This is a genomic window from Sulfitobacter sp. PM12 (genome assembly GCF_045586035.1).
Classification (GTDB): Bacteria; Pseudomonadota; Alphaproteobacteria; order Rhodobacterales; family Rhodobacteraceae; genus Sulfitobacter; species Sulfitobacter pontiacus.
In genome coordinates, this window is the sequence record NZ_CP151529.1 from 1,770,991 (window position 1) to 1,788,113 (window position 17,123).

A 17,123-nucleotide genomic window follows, 5' to 3' on the forward strand; every position below is an offset into this window, starting at 1 on the left:
GCGCCGCCAGTTGAAGGATGAAAAGCATGGATAGCACTTTGGTCAAGGACGACCCGAACACCGGCGTTAAAGAGGGCGTTGATCAGGAAACCGTGGATGCCGTGCGCGAAGTCGGCGGTGCCTATAAATACGGGTGGTCCACAGATATCGAGATGGACTATGCCCCATTGGGTCTGAACGCCGATATCGTCAAGCTGATCTCGGAGAAGAACGAAGAACCCGAATGGATGCTGGAATGGCGTCTGGCCGCCTATGAACGCTGGCTGACCAAGAAAGAGCCGAACTGGGCGATGGTCGACTATCCGGAAATCGACTTTCAGCAGCAGTATTACTATGCGCGTCCGAAATCGATGGCGGAAAAACCCAAGAGCCTGGATGACGTCGATCCCAAGCTGCTGGAGACCTACAAGAAGCTGGGTATCCCTTTGAAAGAGCAGGCGATTCTGGCAGGCGTCGAAGGCGCAGAGAAGATTGGCGACGAGCCCCGCAAGGTGGCTGTGGATGCGGTTTTTGACTCTGTTTCGGTCGGGACCACCTTCCAGGACGAGCTGAAAAAGGCGGGTGTGATCTTCTGCTCTATCTCCGAGGCGATCCGCGAACACCCCGAGTTGGTCAAGAAATACCTTGGTTCGGTCGTGCCGGTGAATGACAACTTCTATGCGACGCTGAACTCGGCCGTCTTTTCCGATGGGTCGTTCGTGTATGTGCCGCCGGGCGTGCGCTGCCCGATGGAGCTGTCGACCTATTTCCGCATCAACGCCGAAAACACCGGTCAGTTTGAACGCACGCTGATCATCGCCGACAAGGGGTCCTATGTGTCCTACCTTGAAGGCTGTACCGCGCCGCAGCGCGACGAGAGCCAGTTGCACGCCGCGGTGGTTGAAATCATCATCGAGGAAGACGCCGAGGTGAAATATTCGACCGTTCAGAACTGGTACCCCGGTGATGAAGACGGCAAGGGCGGGATCTACAACTTTGTGACCAAGCGTGCAGACTGCCGTGGCGACCGTGCCAAGGTGATGTGGACGCAGGTCGAAACCGGCTCTGCCGTGACGTGGAAATATCCGTCCTGCATTCTGCGCGGCGACGACAGCCAGGGTGAGTTCTATTCCATCGCCATCGCCAACAACATGCAGCAGGCCGACACCGGCACCAAGATGATCCACCTGGGCAAGCGCACCAAATCGCGCATCGTGTCCAAGGGGATTTCGGCGGGCAAGGCGCAGAATACCTATCGCGGCTTGGTGACCATGCACCCCAAAGCCAAGGAATCGCGCAATTATACCCAGTGCGACAGCTTGTTGATCGGCGACAAATGCGGGGCCCACACGGTGCCTTACATCGAAGTCAAGAATAACAGCAGCCGGGTGGAGCACGAGGCGACCACATCAAAGGTAGACGACGATCAGCTGTTCTACTGCCGTTCGCGCGGCATGGACGAGGAAGAGGCGGTTGCCCTGGTCGTGAACGGCTTCTGTAAAGACGTGCTTCAGGCGCTGCCGATGGAGTTCGCGATGGAAGCGCAGGCGCTGGTTGCGATCTCGCTTGAAGGGTCCGTGGGGTAATCACGATGATGCGCAAGCTGACATGGGATGTGACCATTGCCGCGCTCGTTTTCTGGGTGCTGATGGCGCTGTTTCGCGGGGGCGGGCTGACGCTCGTCGCCTTCGAGAACACGTTCTTCCAGATGCTGATCTTTGCGATGATCTACGCTGCGATCCGTGTGGCCCTATTGGTGCTGCGCAAGGGGGATGGCGAATGATCACCGTAGGGATCAAAGGCGCAGCGCTCTGATGCAGGCATCGGCGGATACTACTCCCTTGCGCCTGCACTGGTGGAAGGCGGTCCCGAATTTCGGGGACGCCCTCAGCCCTGTGGTGCTCGCCCATGTCGCGGGCCGGCCTGTGGAGCATGCCGGTGTGCGCAAGGCGGAGGTCTGGGCCATCGGGTCGCTTTTGCAGGTGGTCAAGCGCAACTTTAGCGAGCCGCAGGATCACCGTCCGGTGATCTGGGGGGCGGGCCTGTTGCATCCGGTGCAGGGGACGGGGTTTGTCGATCACGTAGATATCGCCTTGGTCCGTGGGCCGATCACTGCCGCGCTGCTGGGGTTGGAAATGTCGGAGTTTGGCGATCCCGGTCTGTTGATCAACGCCGTGTGGCCGCAAGACCGCGCGCCCAATGGCAAGATCGGCATCGTGCCACATCATTCGCTGGTGGATGACCCTGTGTTGCAGGCTTTGATCGCCAGTGACACGCGGTATCAGCTGATTGACCCGCGCGGGCAAGCGCAGGATGTCTGCGCGGCGATTGCCGCCTGTGATCACGTGTTTGCGTCTTCCTTGCACGGGTTGATCGTGGCCGATGCCTACGGCGTGCCCAACAGCTGGCTGGCCCCTATCGGGCAGTCGCGCTTGAAATATCTGGATTACGCGGCCTCGGTCGGCCGGCCCCTGCGGGCCCCGATCAACGTCGAGGACATCCCGACGGCGGTTCTGCCCGACCCGCTGTCACCGCTTTCCTATCAGGCGGGCATAGATGCCTGCCGCACCGCTCTTTATGACCGTTTTCCCAAAGCCTTACAGGCGGGGAGGGCGGCATGAAATCTTACACCGATGACGGCCCCGCGACGGGGTTTTCATTCACTCAATTCACTGTCATTGCAGCGCCAAAGCGCAAGAAAAGGAACCCATCATGCTGAGCATCAAAGGCCTGAAGGTCAAACTGGAAGAAGAAGACAAGCAAATCCTGAAGGGTGTCGATCTGGAAGTCGAAGCCGGTAAGGTCCACGCGATCATGGGGCCGAACGGGTCCGGTAAATCCACGCTGTCCTATGTGCTGTCGGGCAAAGACGGCTACGAGGTCACCGAAGGCTCCGCCCATCTGGGTGACATCGACTTGCTGGACCTTGAGCCGGAAGAGCGCGCGGCCGCTGGCCTGTTCCTCGCCTTTCAGTATCCCGTTGAAATCCCCGGCGTTGGCAACATGACTTTCTTGCGCACCGCTGTGAATGCGCAGCGCAAGGCCCGTGGCGAAGAAGAGATGTCTGCGGCGGAATTCCTCAAGGTTGTGCGCGCCCGCGCCAAAGAGCTGAAGATCGACGCCGACATGCTGAAGCGCCCCGTGAACATGGGCTTCTCGGGTGGTGAGAAGAAGCGTAACGAGATCTTGCAGATGGCGATGCTTGAGCCAAAAATGTGCATCCTTGACGAAACGGACTCCGGTCTGGACGTCGATGCGATGAAACTGGTTGCTGATGGCGTGAACGCGCTGCGCACCGAAGGCCGTGGTTTCCTTGTGATTACGCACTACCAGCGTCTGCTGGACCACATCAAACCCGATGTGGTGCACATCATGGCAGATGGCCGTATCATCAAGACCGGCGGTCCAGAGCTGGCGCTGGAAGTCGAGAACAACGGGTATGCCGACATCCTGTCCGAGGTGGCGTAATGGCCGAAGCAGCGACACAACAAACCCCGACCGAGGCGTTGATCGCCACGTTGGACCTGCCCCAAGGGGGCTGGTCCGATGCGGCGCGCAAGGATGCGTTGTCCCGTCTGCAACAGGCAGGTCTGCCCGAGCGTCGTGACGAATACTGGAAATACACCCGCCCTGATACGCTGACCCAGCCGCAGGCGATCTCTGCCGCGGTGCGCGCGTCCGAAGACGTGGCCCTGTTTGATCAGATCGACCGGCTGAAGCTGGTGTTCGTCGACGGTGTGTTTGATGCCGATGCGTCGGACGATCTGGCGCTTGAGGGCATCACCATCGAACGGCTGGCCCAAGCGGATGCCGATCTGCATTGGGCGCGTGATCTTTACGGGACGCTGGAAAAGAACGGCCAGACACCTGTGGCACGGCCCTTGGCGGCGCTGAACACGGCTTTTGCCGCCGATGGTGTGCTGATCCATGTGAAGGACAAAGTCTCCAAGCCGGTGAATATCGTTTATCGCCGGACCTCCGAGACAGCGGATGTCATGCTGCACCACGTCGTCAAGCTGGACGCCGGCGCTGAATTCACGCTGCTGGAGAACGGCCCCGTCGCCGCGCGCTTTAACGGCGTGCTTGAGGTTGAAGTCGCGGATAACGCGTCTTTCCACCATGTGCGCGCCCAAGGCCGCGATCACGAACAACGTGCCGCGACCCATATCTTTACCCGTTTGGGGACTGAATCCGCGTTCAAATCCTTTACCCTGACCGCCAATGGCGTGATGACGCGCAACGATTGCGTGATCGAGCTGACGGGTGACGATGCTGCCGCCCATGTGGCGGGGGCCTGTGTCGGTGATGGTGCGGATTTCCACCACGACGACACGGTGTTCATCACCCATGACGCGGTGAACTGCGAAAGCCGTCAGGTGTTCAAGAAGGTGCTGCGCAACGGGGCGACCGGTGTGTTCCAAGGGAAGATCCTGGTCAAGGCCGACGCGCAAAAGACCGATGGCTACCAGATCAGCCAGTCGTTGCTGCTGGACGATGACAGTCAGTTCCTCGCCAAGCCAGAGCTTGAGATCTACGCCGATGACGTGGCCTGTTCGCATGGCTCCACTTCTGGGGCGATCGATGAGGACGCGCTGTTCTATCTACGCTCGCGCGGTGTGCCGCATAACGTCGCGACGGATCTGCTGACCTTGTCCTTCCTGGCCGAGGCCGTGGAAGAGATCGAGGACGAGACCCTGCGCGAAGAGATCACCGCACGGCTTGCCGCGTGGCTTGAGCGGCACGCAGCCTGATGGCGGCGACACGCGATATCGTGGCCAGCTACCGCAACCCCGCCGCCGTTGTGCGGCGGTTGTTGGGGCAGGGCCCGCGGGAGGATCGCAACCTGGTCTATCTGATGGTCGCGTGTCTCATCTTTTTCGTGGCCCAGACGCCGCGTCTGGCCCGCGAAGCCCATGTCAACGGCACCGAGCTTGACATGCTGCTGGGGGCGACCCTGCTGGCATGGCTGTTCATCGCGCCGTTGATTTTCTACATGCTGGCGGCGGGGACGCAGATCATCCTCAAGGTGATGCGCGGTCGCCCCAGCGGCTATAGCACGCGTCTGGCGCTTTTCTGGGCCTTGCTGGCGTCCAGCCCGCTTGTGCTGTTGCACGGGCTGACGGCAGGGTTCGTCGGCGAAGGGATCGAATTGCGCATCGTCGGGCTGATCTGGCTTTGCGTGTTTTTATGGTTCTGGATCAGCGGGTTGCTGGTCGCATATCGGACACGCTCATGAATGGCCCTGAAACAAGATCGGTTCTGACCGAGCTGGTCGTGCTTAGCCTGCGTGACCCGCGTGCTGCCGCGAACCAGATCATGGGGTGGCGCCTAGGGCGGGACGTGCTGTGGACCGCGCTGGCGCTGGCGGCGGCGATCAATACGTTGATCTTCTCGGTCAGTCTTGTGCTGCAACCGACGCCCGCGATGCCTGCGTTCTTTACCAGTCCGCTGGCGATGTTTGTCCTGCTCTCGGGCGTCCTGGTGATCACGACCCACGGGCTTTACTGGGCCGGTCGTGCGCTTGGGGGCGAAGGCGACCTTGGCGATGTGCTGGCGCTGGTGGTGTTCTTGCAGGTCCTGCGCATCATCGCGCAGGTGGCGATTTTCCTGCTGATGTTCATCTCTCCGGGGGTGTCGGTGCTGGCATCCTTGGCGACGGGCCTGATCGGGCTTTGGATATTGGTCAACTTCATCGCCGCCGCCTTTAACTTTACCGGACTGGGCAAGGCTGTCGGCGTTTTGCTAATTTCTATGGCGGCCATCGTTCTGGGGCTCAGCCTGCTTCTCTCTATCGTGGGCGTTGCCGCCCAAGGAGTGCTTCTTGATGTATGACGTAAACACCATCCGCAGCGACTTTCCGATCCTGTCGCGCGAGGTGAACGGCAAGCCGCTGGTCTATCTCGACAATGGGGCCTCGGCCCAAAAGCCGCAGGTCGTGATTGATGCGATCAGCCGCTCGTACAGCCATGAATATTCCAATGTTCACCGCGGCTTGCACTATCTTTCTAATCTGGCAACCGATCAGTATGAATCCGTGCGCGGCACCGTGGCGCGGTTCCTGAACGCGGGAAACGAGGATCACATCGTCTTTACCTCCGGCACGACAGAGGGGATCAATCTGGTCGCTTACGGTTGGGCCATGCCGAACCTGCAGGCGGGGGACGAGATCATCCTGTCGGTGATGGAGCATCACGCCAATATCGTGCCGTGGCATTTCCTGCGCGAGCGTCAGGGCGTCGTGATCAAATGGGTCGATGTGGACGCCTCTGGCGCGCTTGATCCGCAAGCCGTGATCGACGCCATCACCCCCAAGACCAAGCTCATTGCCGTGACGCAAGTGTCGAATGTTCTGGGCACGGTGGTGGACGTCAAGGCGATCACCGCAGGGGCTCATGCCAAAGGCGTGCCCGTCTTGGTTGACGGGTCGCAGGCGGCGGTGCACATGCCTGTGGACGTGCAGGATATCGGCTGCGATTTCTACGCGATCACCGGTCACAAGCTTTATGGTCCCTCGGGGTCCGGCGCGATTTATATCAACCCCGATCGCATGGCCGAGATGCGCCCGTTTCTGGGTGGCGGCGATATGATCCGCGAGGTCACCAAAGACGGCATCACCTATAACGATGCCCCGATGAAGTTCGAGGCGGGCACCCCCGGCATCGTGCAGACCATCGGCATGGGCGTGGCGCTGGATTATATGATGAACATCGGGATGCAGAATATCGCCGCCCATGAAGCATCCTTGCGCGATTATGCCGTGTCGCGTCTGTCGGGGCTGAACTGGGTGCAGGTGCAGGGCACCACGCCGGACAAGGCCGCGATCTTCAGCTTTACGCTGGACGGGGCGGCGCATGCGCATGATATCTCTACCATTCTTGATAAAAAGGGCGTGGCGGTACGTGCGGGTCAGCATTGTTGCGGGCCGCTGATGCAGCATCTGGGCCAGACCGCCACCTGCCGCGCGTCCTTCGGGATGTACAACACCAATGCCGAGATCGACACGCTGATCGAGGCGCTTGAACTGGCGCATGATTTGTTTGCGTGACCCAAGGCTGATTTTGTAATTGCAGGGGGCGGGTAGTCTGGCTATACCGCCCCTAGATGGACCCTTAGCTCAGCTGGATAGAGCGCTGCCCTCCGAAGGCAGAGGCCAGAGGTTCGAATCCTCTAGGGTCCGCCATAAACGCCTTCACACCCCTTATTTTTATGACGGAAACCGCTTCACATTGCCGGAGTTTCCAACGTGGTTGCCAACAACCATGCTCCGTTTGTTCGCATCGCGCGTGTAATGGCTGACCTCGGCCAAAGATTCATGCCCCGTCCATGCCCCGATTTGGTGGGGCGTCCAGCCATTCTCAGCAAGGATCACGGCGCGGGCGCGGCGCAATCCGTGGGCGGTGCGGCTATCTAGGCCAGCATCGCGGGCGGCACGGCTTACGAACTGGCTCAGAGCTTTGACAGATCGGCCCTTGCCTGTGGTGGTGAGGATGAATAGCAGGTCAGGTGACGCAGCTTCCAGGAACAAGCGCCGGTCAGCCTCCAAATATGGCGCAACGGGCGCGGTGATCGGCACAACGGCTGTGCCCCCTGTCTTTTCTTGCACAAATTCCAGCACGCCGTCGCTAACGTGCTGCCAGCCTATCACGGCGGCATCCACGCAACGCGCAGCGGTCCAGTAGATCACCTCGAAGGCTTGGCGCTCTGGCGTTCCGATAGGCCAACGGGCGCGGAAGGTGGCAACGTCCTCCGGCGTCCATGTGCCGTGCGGTGTGGCCTTCGTTTTCCCGATCATGGCGTCTTTGGCGGGGTTGTCGCTGCGCAGGAACTCAGATTGCGCAAAAGCAAAGATAGCCCGCCAGATTGTCCGCTCTCCCCGCTGTGCGCCGGGGGATACCTTGCGAATAGCCTTGTTCACTAGATCGGTCGTCAGCTTGTCGATAGGCGAACTGCCATACTGCATTGCGATCTTCTCAAGCCTTCGCCGCCATACCTTGCGGGTGCTTTCCTTGCGCTGTTTGAAGTCGTTCGAGGCAATGAATAGCTTGATCGTGCTGGCAAGCGTCCCGTCTGTCGGGGCGTAGTGCTCGGCATCGACATAGGCCCGCAGAAAGTCGGGGTGGTTCTCAGGCAGGTCCGGCAATGACACGAATTGCCCTCTGACGCGGCGGTAAACATACCGCTTGCCGTTGGGCTTTGTGACAACCTTGATGCCCTTTAGTCGAACGCCTTTTGCCATTCCTCTACGCCCTCCGATTGCTGTTTACCGTCATACGGCAGGTTGTCCGCGTAGTCGTCAAGGTCCAGGCGGTCATAGAGGACGTTGCCGCCGTCGCGCCGGACGGGCAGGCCCTTGGATTTCAGCTTGGTTACACTCATGCCAAGGTAGGTTGCTGCGTCGTGGATCTTCATTAGTCGTGCTTGGCTCATTCTGCGCCCCTCTTTTTCTCATAGTCCAATACCAGCGCGAAAAGATATGCGCCGAAGTCGAGCGGCCATGTCAGGCGGCGGGTGAAGCCGACCTTGGCGTCAGGCCGCGCAAACATACCGCCAAACCATACGATAAACATAAACGTGTCCATCATGCCTCCCCTCCCTGCACCCCGAAGGCCGAAACGGATTGCGCTGCGTAGTGTTTCTGCGCGAAGGCTTTGGCGGCTTCGAGGGGGCGATCACCTCCAAAGTCGGCCAAGTAGGTTGTGCCGAATGACGCGTGCAGCAACCGTCGGATTTCTCGCCGTGGGGTGCTGATATCCTCAATCACGTAATTCCCGGCATGATGGCGATTCCCCCCACCTAGCCACTCCAGCGGGCGCACCATATCCGGCAGCGATCCAATCGCAGCGTCCCACCCATCGCGGAAGCACTGACGCTTAAACGCGCACGGCTCGTCCCGCAGGCCTGACACAACGGCGTCGTATTCCTTGGCTTTGGTGTCTCGGTCACTCATGGGGTGTCTCCTGTGTGGTGGGTAGGGTCTGTGCAACACGCCATAGTTCACAGGCTAGGCGTTCTAGTTTTTCGGCTAAATCTTCGTTATGCTGAAATTCACAAGCCAAATTATGAATCTGGTTTCCGATTTCACCGATAGCCGCCCTTGGTGATGTTTCGTCCAATACTGTTGGCTGCATTTCCACATCTTCGGGAACGTAAACGACGGCGTTGTCCGGGTAGCGGGTGGTGGCCCATGTGCCTGTGTGGTCGAGCGCAGGGTTGCTGTGCCAAACCATTACGCGGTTAGGTAGGGTTTTTGGCGTCACGGCCTCAAGTTTAGCCACCCGCACTATAAAATCAGCATTCTGATCGTATTGCCTATCCCGTTCCGCCCGCAACTGCCGCACAATCCCCGCCTCCGGGCTGTCTGGCCCGTGCCTATGCTCCCACAGGTGCAAGTGGCGGTCGATCTGGGCTTCGGTCCATGTGGTCATGTCACGGGTTCCTTGATTAGGGCGAGGATACGGCGCTCACATTCCGCAGAGTGGACGTCGAACATCCCCGCACCGTGGTCTTTGCTGTATTCTTGGCACACCCCTGCCGCCTCGCGCAGCGCGTCATTGCGGGCGCTGGCGATAGCGTCACATCGCTGCCCCTCTGCTACGAGGCGATCCATCCCCGCTTCTTTCATGGCGGCGATAGCGGCGCAGTGGTCGTCATACCGAACGTATTGGCCCTCTGGATCGGGCTTCATATCGGCGCGGCGTATATCCCAAGGCTCAACGCTGTACCGCTCTACTGTCTGTTCGTCTGGCGTCATGCTTCTTCTCCGCAGGTGCCACAGGTGAGGGGTTCGGCCATACAGTCACGGCACGGGTTGCTTTCATGGCAGGTGCAGCTTGTGTCTTTGTGATACCGCATTTCTCCGCCGCACGGCTTGCGCTTGTACCCGCGTGGCTCGTCCTCGTCAGGCTCAGGGTAGCGCCCGCAGGTGTCGCCATCTTCGGTGCCGATCTGATGCGGCTCGTCTGGACCGCGCAGGATCATGTCGTCGTATGTCATTGCTTAGCCTTCCGTAGCGGGCACTCGCGGCCCTGATTGCAGTCTCTGGTGCATCCGCTGGCAAACAGCGCTTGGATGCGGTTAAGCAGCTTGCTCATTGCTCTCTCCTATGGATTTACGCGGATTGCATAGACCTCGACCGGATCGGGGCCAAAATGCGGGTGTGTGATTGTCGTCTTCCGATAACCGCGCCACGGGCGGGAAATGCGTCGGCTGGTGTCGCCTTTCGAGGGGTATCCCTTGGCTAGTTCGATGCCGTCATATTCTCGGCCTTCGATCCGCTTGGCCCAGAAGGGAGTGGTCAGCCGGTATTCCTCGACCTTCTCGCCGCTCTTGATCTGGTCGAAGTATTCGCCCTTCAAGGGCAGGTGTAGCGTCGTCATTGCTCTCTCCTATGTTGCCCGCCGATCCCCTCATGTGGAGGTGGCGCGGATCGACGGGCTTGGGGTTACTGGGTCAGGCTTTCGTATCGTGCCAGAAACTGGGATTTGGCTTCATCCGGCGTCCAGAACTGTAGCTCGACCCGCGCCGCGCTAACGCCATGCGTGTAATGCCAGCCATCCGCATTCCCCATTGCCCGCCCCTGTTCAACGGCAAGCATTGCTCTGTCAGCGGTTTTAATTTCACTCGGAAGGGGTAATTCAATTCCGAGGTGCTGAAATAGCGCGGCTTCAATCCGTTCTTCGATTGCCTTGTATTCTGGCAGCATCTCTTTCAGGGGCTTTGCCATATCACCGCAAAACGCTTCCGCCCCGTCGTGCAGCAGGGCAATCAGTGAAAGTTCAGGTGGGACGATATGGCTGGCATGTACTGAGTGCTCTGCAACCGAATAGAAGCGGCTGCAATGACCGGTAAAGCGGCACTGCATGGCTAGGGAGTGGGCGATCACCTCAACTACATCGGGGCCAAAAACAGGCGCGTCGAAGTCAAAGTACTCAGCGTTTGAAAGAAGTATAGTTGGTCCGATTATACGGCGTACTGTCTGCGGGCTATTCATGGGGTTTTCCTTTTCAATAATCGACTTCGCCAAGCTGGGCCGCGACCCAAGGCAGGTAGCTGTAATCCGGCCCGTGCTTTTCCATCCACGTCGCTTTGCCGTTGTGGATCGCTTCGGGGCCGTCTTGGTGATGCTCTTTGCAAAGCGGGATCGTGTCTTTGTCCGGTGCCTTGCGCGTCCCGTAGCGGCCATGAATGACGTGGTGTGCGTCTGACGGGCCGTGCTTGTAGCAGATGCAGCAGGGCAGTTCCTTAACGCGGCGCATCCACTCTTTGCCCTCGCGGATCTCGGCAGCGGATAGCTTCGGCACCTTGAGGCCAAGCGGGCCACGGGGGGATATCTGGTTCATGCGTTTGACCCCGCGCCGTCGTGGTCCCAATACTGCACGTCCTCATTGACCATTTCCCAAGCCCCAGCGTGCGACCAGTCCAATTCGGGGTTGCCAAACGGCTCCTCAAACCCCCGCAGCAGGTCGATGGCGTAATCTATAGCGTCAGGCTTGGTGAAGCCTCCCCGCGTTAGGGCGATCAAGCGCTTTGCCATAGCCTCAATAAACGCGGATAGGGTCATGCCGTTCTCGTCTGTACTGATCGGCGCGGGAAACACGTCCTGCCGATACCGCGCGGGCGGCGGGCTGTCCTCTTGCCGCAGCGAAGCAATTGGGGTTCGGACGGTCTTGTAGGTCTTTGGGCGCTCTGAAAGTTTCGCGTAGCATTTTCCGCAAAGCCAGTGCCCGTTTACTGTGTCGCCATGTGGGTGCGTGCAGATCATGCCCGCGCCCCCTCTTGCTGCATATCCTGCTCATAGCGGCGGGCGTCGGGGTCCGTCAGGATCACGCCTTGCTCTGCGTAAAAACGGGACATCTGATCCATATATTCTGTAAGCTGCTTGACCCCCATGCGGCGGGTGAACGGCACGTCAAGCACGCGTATGGCTTTCAGCTTTGACGGCTTGTTCAGCGCGTCGAAGATGTAGCCGAACACGCTTTCCCATTCAGGGTCGTCGCGGCTCAGGATAGGACGACCGAACATGAGGTTGCACTCTGCCTTGATATCCGCTTCGCTCTCGCCAAACGAATGGTGGCGGGCGATATCTGCGAACCAGCGATGCACAAGGCGGTTCTGCGCGTTGGTGCGCATTTCGGCTTTCTGCGTGACCGTGAGGACCGCGCCCGCTGGCGCTTGATCGACTACGCATTTCGCTTGGGTGCGCTGCATGTCGCCGGTCAGAATGATTACTCTAGGTGCCATCTAGCTGTCCTTTCCGCTTGTCTTTCGCTGCAATGATGTCGGGGTCGCGCTGATACGGATACGCGATGCTGTTGGTCCACCAGCCTGCAAGGTCGCTCAGGCTGGTGAAGGCGTTAATGCGGGCGATAAGCCGCGCTTTCCCGTGAGGGGTCAGATGCGCCACTCAGCGATGAATGGGATCTCGTCGTCGAGGTCGCGACCGCCTGGACGCCCGCCCCCTCCGTACCCGCCACCAGACGCGCCGCTGTCATAGCCCCCGCCAGACTGACCGCCGCCGCTATCCGAGCCGCCACCGTTTCCGTCCAGCATCGTCAGGGTGCCGCCGAAGCCTTGCAGCACAACTTCGGTGCTGTACTTGTCCGCGCCGGATTGGTCCTGCCACTTGCGCGTCTGAAGCTGGCCTTCGATATAAACCTTGCTGCCCTTCTTGAGGTACTGCTCAGCAATCCGCACAAGGCCCTCTTGGAAAATCGCGACGCTGTGCCACTCAACTTTTTCACGGCGTTCCCCGCTGTCGCGGTCTTTCCATGTCTCGGAAGTGGCAATCCGCAGGTTGCAGACCTTGTTGCCGTTCTGAAATGAGCGCACTTCGGGATCGCGCCCCAAGTTCCCGATCAGGATCACTTTATTCACACTGCCAGCCATCAGCCCAATGCCTCCATATACATCTGCGTCACCGCGTCTTCTTCTGCGATTTCGTCCTTGCTGCGTTTACGAAGCGCCAGGCACTTGCGTATGATTTTCGGCTCGTAGCCGCGCCCCTTGGCTTCGGCCATTACGTCCTTCACCTGATCGGCAATGTCTTTGCGATCCGATTCAAGCCGTTCCGCCCGCTCTACGAACTGTCGCAGCTCGTCGGCTGTGACACGGTAGGTTTCGTCTGTCATGCTGCTTGGTCCTTCTGATCTTCGTCGGTTTCTTCGAGGTAGACGTATTCCTTGGCGTCTGCATCGAACTCCAGTTGCAGTTCTTTGGCGCGTGCGACCAAAAGCATCTGCACGTCACGTCCTGCCTTTTTGGCGCGGGATAGGAGGGCGTTGATGCCCTTGGCGTCGTTGACTTGGGGCAGGGTGGTGTTGAACCATTCGACCTCAGACTTGCGGGCAATCTGCGCCTCAGACAGCGCGTTCAGGCCGTCTTTAACCTGTGCAATGATGCCTTCTAGGCAGGTGCTGAACTCAGGGGCGCTGGCGTCCGGCAGCCCAATATCCACAAGGTTCGCGGGGTCTTTGCCGAACGATGTTTCAGTTGGCGAAAAGACGAGGTGCCGCTCTTTGTTGTAGATGGAAATGCGGGCGATCACGTCGCTGTCAGTCAGCACCAAGTCTTTCGTGCCGCCGGAGATTTTCAGGCGTTCTTTGATCGTGTCGCCATCAGATTTTTCGTCCATGTGCGAAATCAGAACAACGTCCTTGCCAAAGCTGCGCAGCATCTTGAGGTATGCGCTAAAGCGAACGCCTAGCTGCCCCCAGCCTTGCTGGTTCAACGCCCCGCCATACCCCAGCTTGGAATTGCTGCGAAGAATGTCTTGGGCCAAGAAGTCCAGCGCCTTGCCAACGGTATCAATGATGATTGTGTCAAACTCGGCCACGTCAGCGGCGGTGATGCCCGCCACGTCGCGCCAATCGTTCACTTGCACCACGTCTTTGCGGTCAACGGCGCGGTATGCACCTTTGTCAAAGTCCAGCATCAGCGGCCTAGATGCCGTGAACGCGAGGCTCGTCTTGCCTAGACCGGGCTGCGAATAGATCGTCAGGCACAGCGTTTTGACTTCGATCACCTCGTCGGCATGTGTGATTTTCAGTGTCATTTATCCTCTCCTGCCGCCTTCATGCGGTCGTCATATGCCTGCACCAGAGCGCGGCATCGGTTTACGAATGGGGTAAGCTCGGCCAGATCCCAGCCATCACCCATGCGCAGGGATTTGGTGACGTATTCCAGCGGCGCGAGGCACAGCGAAAAGAACGCGTCCTTGCGGCCAAACGTCTTGTTGGGGGGTAGGTCGTTCATGGTGTTACCTCGGTGTCCGTGGCGCGATCCCAGCATTCGACGCTGCAAACCCAATCGCCATCCTCTGGCAATTCCACGCCGAACCCGTCGCCCCCTTCGCATTTCTCTCTTGGGTCAACGATGCGACCGCACTCAATGCACGTTGGTAGAAATTTTGCCGCATATTGCGCAGCCTTCATGAGTAGGTTTTTCATGCTCTATCTCCCGTGGTATTGCCAAAGAACGGCGTTGCAGTACGCGTGAACCGCGCCTTCGGTCATGCCGCTGGTGTGGTCGTGTTGCAGGTGAATCGGGTGCTTGAGAAAGTTCTTGGGGAACAGCTTCCACTTGATCTTTTTCGATGTGATCCGAGCCGGTGGTTCAGCGCTCAGCGGTGCTTTGCAAAACATGCAGTTGCCCTGCTGTTGCTCTACGTACTGCTGGCGAACCTCTCGGCGCTCGAACCACTCTAGGCGGTCGTATCTGACGGGCAGGTCATATGGCATCACACACCTTCCACGGTCACGCGGGGCGGGGTGCGTGTCCAGTCGCAGGACGCCCGGCCCATTGCCATTTGCAGATACACCCATGCGGCGATTGTGCGGTATTCCCAGTCTGCGGACCCGCGCTTGAACGGGCGGCGATCCATCAGTTGCGTCAGGGCCATACCGCGATATCCAGTGGGGCGCTTGAACTGTGCTTGATCGTGCATCATGCTGCGTCCTCCTGTTGTTGTGCGGTGCGTGGTTTGTCGCAGAGGCGGTCTGTCGCCTGTCGGATCTGCAACAGCGTGTTGCGGTCGTTGGCGTCTGCGGTATCGGGGCGGGCTGCTTTGAATGCCTCGTATGCGGCATCATTCAGCTTGCGGAGTGCGGTTTGAAAATCCATCACCAGCCCATCCCGTAACCGATAACCAAGGCCATCCAGAGGAGCGCGATAAGGCACAACAGCCCTACGGCATCGGCAAGGCATTCGAGAAATCGGTTCATGTCACATTCTCCCGGTGGAACTCTGCGCTGTGTTCGGCGTCTCGGATGGCCTTGCGCTCTATCCGGTCGAACTCGTATTTCAGGTCGTTCATGTATTGGGCATCGGCCTTGATGCTGCGAAGGCTGGCGAGGATGCGGCGGATCATACTTGCACCCCGCAGGCGTCTGCGAACTCTTCGCTAACGTGACCCGCGAGAACGAGAGCGCGTTGACGAGCCAGAATATATTCCCTGTAAGCCACCCATGCGCCGCTCTCTCTCAGCTTGCTCTCACGCTTCAAAACTGAGGCGCGGCTACGGCTTAGGTCGCGGGCTATGTTGTCCGCCCCGACAGCCTCCAGAAATTGAACGAGGTAAACGTCTTCGCTGATGCGGTATCTCTTACTCATGTCGCCACTCCGTCTGCGATTGCCTGCGTCTGTACGTTCTCAATCCGGTTCACCGTCTCCCAGCCAAACCACGCAACCGCGCCGTCGTGGCTGTAAAGCAGAGCAGATGTGCTGGTCAGGACGCCAACTCCGATAAGGTCAGCGTAAAAGCCTCCGTGGTCGTCGCTGGTGTGCCGGAAATACGCGGTCACGATTGCGCCCTCCTCGTTCTCAACCTCGTCAGCCCAGACATCGGAGATATCAGCGGTGCTGTCCTCTGCGGGCATCTTGTCGAGGCGCAGGCGAGGGGGCCGAGAGAGCGGCGCGGCGTGTATGGGGGTGTAGAGGGTCATGACGTGGCCTCGCGGGCTTCGATCATGGCGTCGGCATCTCTCCACGCCGCTTCAACCATTTCGCTTGCAGTCATCTCGGCCCATGCGTGAGGGTTCGAGCGCAGCCCTTGGATAGAAGCCGCCGCGAAGTAGTCGCGCAGGGTCATGCCGCTCTGCGATGGTTCAACATCATTGCCGCCGTGCGCAAATGCGGCGACCCACTTAACCTTGCCCCCGCTCACGACGCACCGCCGATCACCGCGTCTATCACATGCGGCTCTATCACCCATGACGGCGTGATAAGCTTAGAAGAAGGGGCGGGGCAGGGCGCTGACGTGCGGACCAGAAGGCCGGTTGCGAAAGGCTTGACCCGCGCCACGATCTGTTCGGGCGTGGCCGTCTTGCCTGCGCTGTTGCTGTAGAAATGCGGGGTCATTGTCGTTCATCCTCGTGTTGTTGTTGAGGATGAAGCTATGTTAAAAAATTTAGCAATGCAAGTGATATTTGCTAAAAATATTAGCTGATCAAATTGGCATTGACCGAACGGTCTTTATTCGGCAACTTTAGCTTATAGGAATAAAAGGTGAACATTGTGAATAGAATTGAGCAGCTGCAATTAGGTGCAGCCGAAACAGGTTTTACGATTGATTTTTTAGAGCAGATTACTCAGGGTCTATCGCGCCAGGCGTTGCGCAAGGTCATAGGCAATGCGTCGTCGATGCCCTCATACATGAAGTCCAGCGACAGCCCATACTTACTGCGCAAGTCTAGCGCGGCATTCAAAGACAAGCGGTGAGTGCCCGCCTCCCACAACGATAGTGCAGACCGCTTCGCGCCAATAGATTTGGCGTAATCCTCCTGCTTCATTCCGACAGTATCTCTGTGCCATTTTAGGCGCTCGGCGATATCGGCGAAGGGGCGGGGCGTTTCTTTCTTGCTATCCATACCCTGCATAATGCCGTGCCAACATAATTGGCGCAAAGCTGAACTGTTGGCTTGACGATTGCTAAAAAGTTTAGCATTGTGCGGGGTATGAGCAAAAAACCCGTCCATCAAATTATTGACGCGCTGACGCCCGAAGCAATTATGGCTCGGCTCGGCGTATCCTTCCACATGATCCGGCACGCCCGCACATCGGGCATGTTCCCTGCAAGTTGGTATGACGACATCGAAAAGATGTCTCGTAAGGCTGGCATTGATTGCCCTCGCTCTTTGTTCAACTGGAAA

At 58.8% G+C, this 17,123-nt stretch carries 32 protein-coding genes and 1 tRNA gene; 9 read left to right on the forward strand and 24 right to left on the reverse strand.

The window, feature by feature from the left end; genetic code table 11:
- Positions 1-26: 26 nt before the first annotated feature.
- The 9 genes from sufB to AADW22_RS08585 all read left to right on the forward strand — a co-directional run bounded on the left by sufB (position 27) and on the right by AADW22_RS08585 (position 7,159).
- Positions 27-1,565 (forward strand): Fe-S cluster assembly protein SufB, encoded by a 1,539-nt coding sequence (gene sufB, locus AADW22_RS08545; protein ID WP_005853229.1) that lies wholly within the window; start codon positions 27-29, stop codon positions 1,563-1,565.
- A 5-nt stretch (positions 1,566-1,570) separates the two neighbouring features.
- Complete coding sequence (locus tag AADW22_RS08550; protein WP_005853232.1) at positions 1,571-1,762, forward strand: hypothetical protein; 192 nt, start codon at positions 1,571-1,573, stop codon at positions 1,760-1,762.
- 31 nt (positions 1,763-1,793) lie between these two features.
- On the forward strand, positions 1,794-2,600 hold the full coding sequence (locus AADW22_RS08555; protein WP_407473475.1) for a polysaccharide pyruvyl transferase family protein: 807 nt from the start codon (positions 1,794-1,796) through the stop codon (positions 2,598-2,600).
- A gap of 91 nt (positions 2,601-2,691) precedes the next feature.
- On the forward strand, positions 2,692-3,447 hold the full coding sequence (gene sufC / locus AADW22_RS08560; protein WP_005853235.1) for a Fe-S cluster assembly ATPase SufC: 756 nt from the start codon (positions 2,692-2,694) through the stop codon (positions 3,445-3,447).
- Positions 3,447-4,730, forward strand: a complete 1,284-nt coding sequence (gene sufD, locus AADW22_RS08565; RefSeq protein ID WP_407473476.1) for a Fe-S cluster assembly protein SufD — start codon at positions 3,447-3,449, stop codon at positions 4,728-4,730. The genes sufC and sufD overlap by 1 nt, the downstream gene beginning before the upstream one ends.
- The gene (locus tag AADW22_RS08570) at positions 4,730-5,215 is read left to right on the forward strand and encodes a hypothetical protein (RefSeq protein ID WP_009826920.1); all 486 of its coding nucleotides are present in this window, start codon (positions 4,730-4,732) and stop codon (positions 5,213-5,215) included. Before sufD ends, AADW22_RS08570 begins: the two co-directional genes overlap by 1 nt.
- A complete protein-coding gene (locus tag AADW22_RS08575) occupies positions 5,212-5,811 on the forward strand; it encodes a Yip1 family protein (RefSeq protein WP_407473477.1) in 600 nt (199 codons plus the stop codon). Before AADW22_RS08570 ends, AADW22_RS08575 begins: the two co-directional genes overlap by 4 nt.
- The gene (locus tag AADW22_RS08580; RefSeq protein ID WP_037966480.1) at positions 5,804-7,024 is read left to right on the forward strand and encodes a cysteine desulfurase; all 1,221 of its coding nucleotides are present in this window, start codon (positions 5,804-5,806) and stop codon (positions 7,022-7,024) included. The genes AADW22_RS08575 and AADW22_RS08580 overlap by 8 nt, the downstream gene beginning before the upstream one ends.
- Positions 7,025-7,082: 58 nt before the next feature.
- A tRNA-Arg gene (locus AADW22_RS08585) sits at positions 7,083-7,159 on the forward strand.
- A gap of 24 nt (positions 7,160-7,183) precedes the next feature.
- Here AADW22_RS08585 and AADW22_RS08590 read toward each other — a convergent pair.
- The 24 genes from AADW22_RS08590 to AADW22_RS08705 all read right to left on the reverse strand — a co-directional run bounded on the left by AADW22_RS08590 (position 7,184) and on the right by AADW22_RS08705 (position 17,021).
- Positions 7,184-8,215 (reverse strand): tyrosine-type recombinase/integrase, encoded by a 1,032-nt coding sequence (locus AADW22_RS08590; RefSeq protein WP_407473478.1) that lies wholly within the window; start codon positions 8,213-8,215, stop codon positions 7,184-7,186.
- The gene (locus AADW22_RS08595) at positions 8,194-8,406 is read right to left on the reverse strand and encodes a hypothetical protein (RefSeq protein WP_348033319.1); all 213 of its coding nucleotides are present in this window, start codon (positions 8,404-8,406) and stop codon (positions 8,194-8,196) included. Before AADW22_RS08595 ends, AADW22_RS08590 begins: the two co-directional genes overlap by 22 nt.
- Entirely contained in the window at positions 8,403-8,561 is a 159-nt protein-coding gene (locus AADW22_RS08600) for a hypothetical protein (protein ID WP_407473479.1), read from the reverse strand. Before AADW22_RS08600 ends, AADW22_RS08595 begins: the two co-directional genes overlap by 4 nt.
- Entirely contained in the window at positions 8,558-8,926 is a 369-nt protein-coding gene (locus AADW22_RS08605; protein WP_407473480.1) for a hypothetical protein, read from the reverse strand. Before AADW22_RS08605 ends, AADW22_RS08600 begins: the two co-directional genes overlap by 4 nt.
- Entirely contained in the window at positions 8,919-9,404 is a 486-nt protein-coding gene (locus tag AADW22_RS08610) for a hypothetical protein (protein ID WP_407473481.1), read from the reverse strand. Before AADW22_RS08610 ends, AADW22_RS08605 begins: the two co-directional genes overlap by 8 nt.
- A complete protein-coding gene (locus AADW22_RS08615; protein WP_407473482.1) occupies positions 9,401-9,730 on the reverse strand; it encodes a hypothetical protein in 330 nt (109 codons plus the stop codon). The genes AADW22_RS08610 and AADW22_RS08615 overlap by 4 nt, the downstream gene beginning before the upstream one ends.
- Positions 9,727-9,972 carry a hypothetical protein gene (locus AADW22_RS08620; protein WP_407473483.1) on the reverse strand — a complete coding sequence of 82 codons (246 nt, stop codon included), beginning with the start codon at positions 9,970-9,972 and terminating at the stop codon, positions 9,727-9,729. The genes AADW22_RS08615 and AADW22_RS08620 overlap by 4 nt, the downstream gene beginning before the upstream one ends.
- Positions 9,973-10,079: 107 nt before the next feature.
- A complete protein-coding gene (locus AADW22_RS08625; protein WP_407473484.1) occupies positions 10,080-10,355 on the reverse strand; it encodes an ASCH domain-containing protein in 276 nt (91 codons plus the stop codon).
- A gap of 65 nt (positions 10,356-10,420) precedes the next feature.
- Positions 10,421-10,969, reverse strand: coding sequence for a YfbR-like 5'-deoxynucleotidase (locus AADW22_RS08630; protein WP_407473485.1), 549 nt, complete (start codon positions 10,967-10,969; stop codon positions 10,421-10,423).
- Positions 10,970-10,982: 13 nt separating this feature from the next.
- Positions 10,983-11,318: a Ref family recombination enhancement nuclease gene (locus tag AADW22_RS08635; protein WP_407473486.1), complete on the reverse strand. Its 336-nt coding sequence runs from the start codon at positions 11,316-11,318 to the stop codon at positions 10,983-10,985.
- The gene (locus AADW22_RS08640; protein WP_407473487.1) at positions 11,315-11,740 is read right to left on the reverse strand and encodes a hypothetical protein; all 426 of its coding nucleotides are present in this window, start codon (positions 11,738-11,740) and stop codon (positions 11,315-11,317) included. The genes AADW22_RS08635 and AADW22_RS08640 overlap by 4 nt, the downstream gene beginning before the upstream one ends.
- Positions 11,737-12,219: a hypothetical protein gene (locus AADW22_RS08645; RefSeq protein ID WP_407473488.1), complete on the reverse strand. Its 483-nt coding sequence runs from the start codon at positions 12,217-12,219 to the stop codon at positions 11,737-11,739. The genes AADW22_RS08640 and AADW22_RS08645 overlap by 4 nt, the downstream gene beginning before the upstream one ends.
- A gap of 150 nt (positions 12,220-12,369) precedes the next feature.
- The gene (gene ssb, locus AADW22_RS08650; RefSeq protein ID WP_407473489.1) at positions 12,370-12,864 is read right to left on the reverse strand and encodes a single-stranded DNA-binding protein; all 495 of its coding nucleotides are present in this window, start codon (positions 12,862-12,864) and stop codon (positions 12,370-12,372) included.
- On the reverse strand, positions 12,864-13,106 hold the full coding sequence (locus tag AADW22_RS08655; RefSeq protein ID WP_407473490.1) for a DUF2312 domain-containing protein: 243 nt from the start codon (positions 13,104-13,106) through the stop codon (positions 12,864-12,866). Before AADW22_RS08655 ends, ssb begins: the two co-directional genes overlap by 1 nt.
- Positions 13,103-14,029 carry an ATP-binding protein gene (locus AADW22_RS08660; protein ID WP_407473491.1) on the reverse strand — a complete coding sequence of 309 codons (927 nt, stop codon included), beginning with the start codon at positions 14,027-14,029 and terminating at the stop codon, positions 13,103-13,105. Before AADW22_RS08660 ends, AADW22_RS08655 begins: the two co-directional genes overlap by 4 nt.
- Positions 14,026-14,229 carry a hypothetical protein gene (locus AADW22_RS08665; protein ID WP_016073726.1) on the reverse strand — a complete coding sequence of 68 codons (204 nt, stop codon included), beginning with the start codon at positions 14,227-14,229 and terminating at the stop codon, positions 14,026-14,028. Before AADW22_RS08665 ends, AADW22_RS08660 begins: the two co-directional genes overlap by 4 nt.
- A 197-nt stretch (positions 14,230-14,426) precedes the next feature.
- Positions 14,427-14,714 carry a hypothetical protein gene (locus AADW22_RS08670; RefSeq protein ID WP_407473492.1) on the reverse strand — a complete coding sequence of 96 codons (288 nt, stop codon included), beginning with the start codon at positions 14,712-14,714 and terminating at the stop codon, positions 14,427-14,429.
- Positions 14,714-14,923: a hypothetical protein gene (locus tag AADW22_RS08675; RefSeq protein ID WP_407473493.1), complete on the reverse strand. Its 210-nt coding sequence runs from the start codon at positions 14,921-14,923 to the stop codon at positions 14,714-14,716. Before AADW22_RS08675 ends, AADW22_RS08670 begins: the two co-directional genes overlap by 1 nt.
- Complete coding sequence (locus AADW22_RS08680; protein WP_407473494.1) at positions 14,920-15,096, reverse strand: hypothetical protein; 177 nt, start codon at positions 15,094-15,096, stop codon at positions 14,920-14,922. Before AADW22_RS08680 ends, AADW22_RS08675 begins: the two co-directional genes overlap by 4 nt.
- 97 nt (positions 15,097-15,193) lie before the next feature.
- On the reverse strand, positions 15,194-15,343 hold the full coding sequence (locus tag AADW22_RS08685; RefSeq protein WP_407473495.1) for a hypothetical protein: 150 nt from the start codon (positions 15,341-15,343) through the stop codon (positions 15,194-15,196).
- 238 nt (positions 15,344-15,581) lie between these two features.
- Positions 15,582-15,917, reverse strand: coding sequence for a hypothetical protein (locus tag AADW22_RS08690; RefSeq protein WP_407473496.1), 336 nt, complete (start codon positions 15,915-15,917; stop codon positions 15,582-15,584).
- A complete protein-coding gene (locus AADW22_RS08695) occupies positions 15,914-16,138 on the reverse strand; it encodes a hypothetical protein (protein ID WP_407473497.1) in 225 nt (74 codons plus the stop codon). The genes AADW22_RS08690 and AADW22_RS08695 overlap by 4 nt, the downstream gene beginning before the upstream one ends.
- Positions 16,135-16,332, reverse strand: coding sequence for a hypothetical protein (locus AADW22_RS08700; protein WP_407473498.1), 198 nt, complete (start codon positions 16,330-16,332; stop codon positions 16,135-16,137). The genes AADW22_RS08695 and AADW22_RS08700 overlap by 4 nt, the downstream gene beginning before the upstream one ends.
- Before the next feature lie 230 nt (positions 16,333-16,562).
- Entirely contained in the window at positions 16,563-17,021 is a 459-nt protein-coding gene (locus tag AADW22_RS08705; RefSeq protein WP_407473499.1) for a helix-turn-helix transcriptional regulator, read from the reverse strand.
- Positions 17,022-17,123 lie beyond the last annotated feature (102 nt).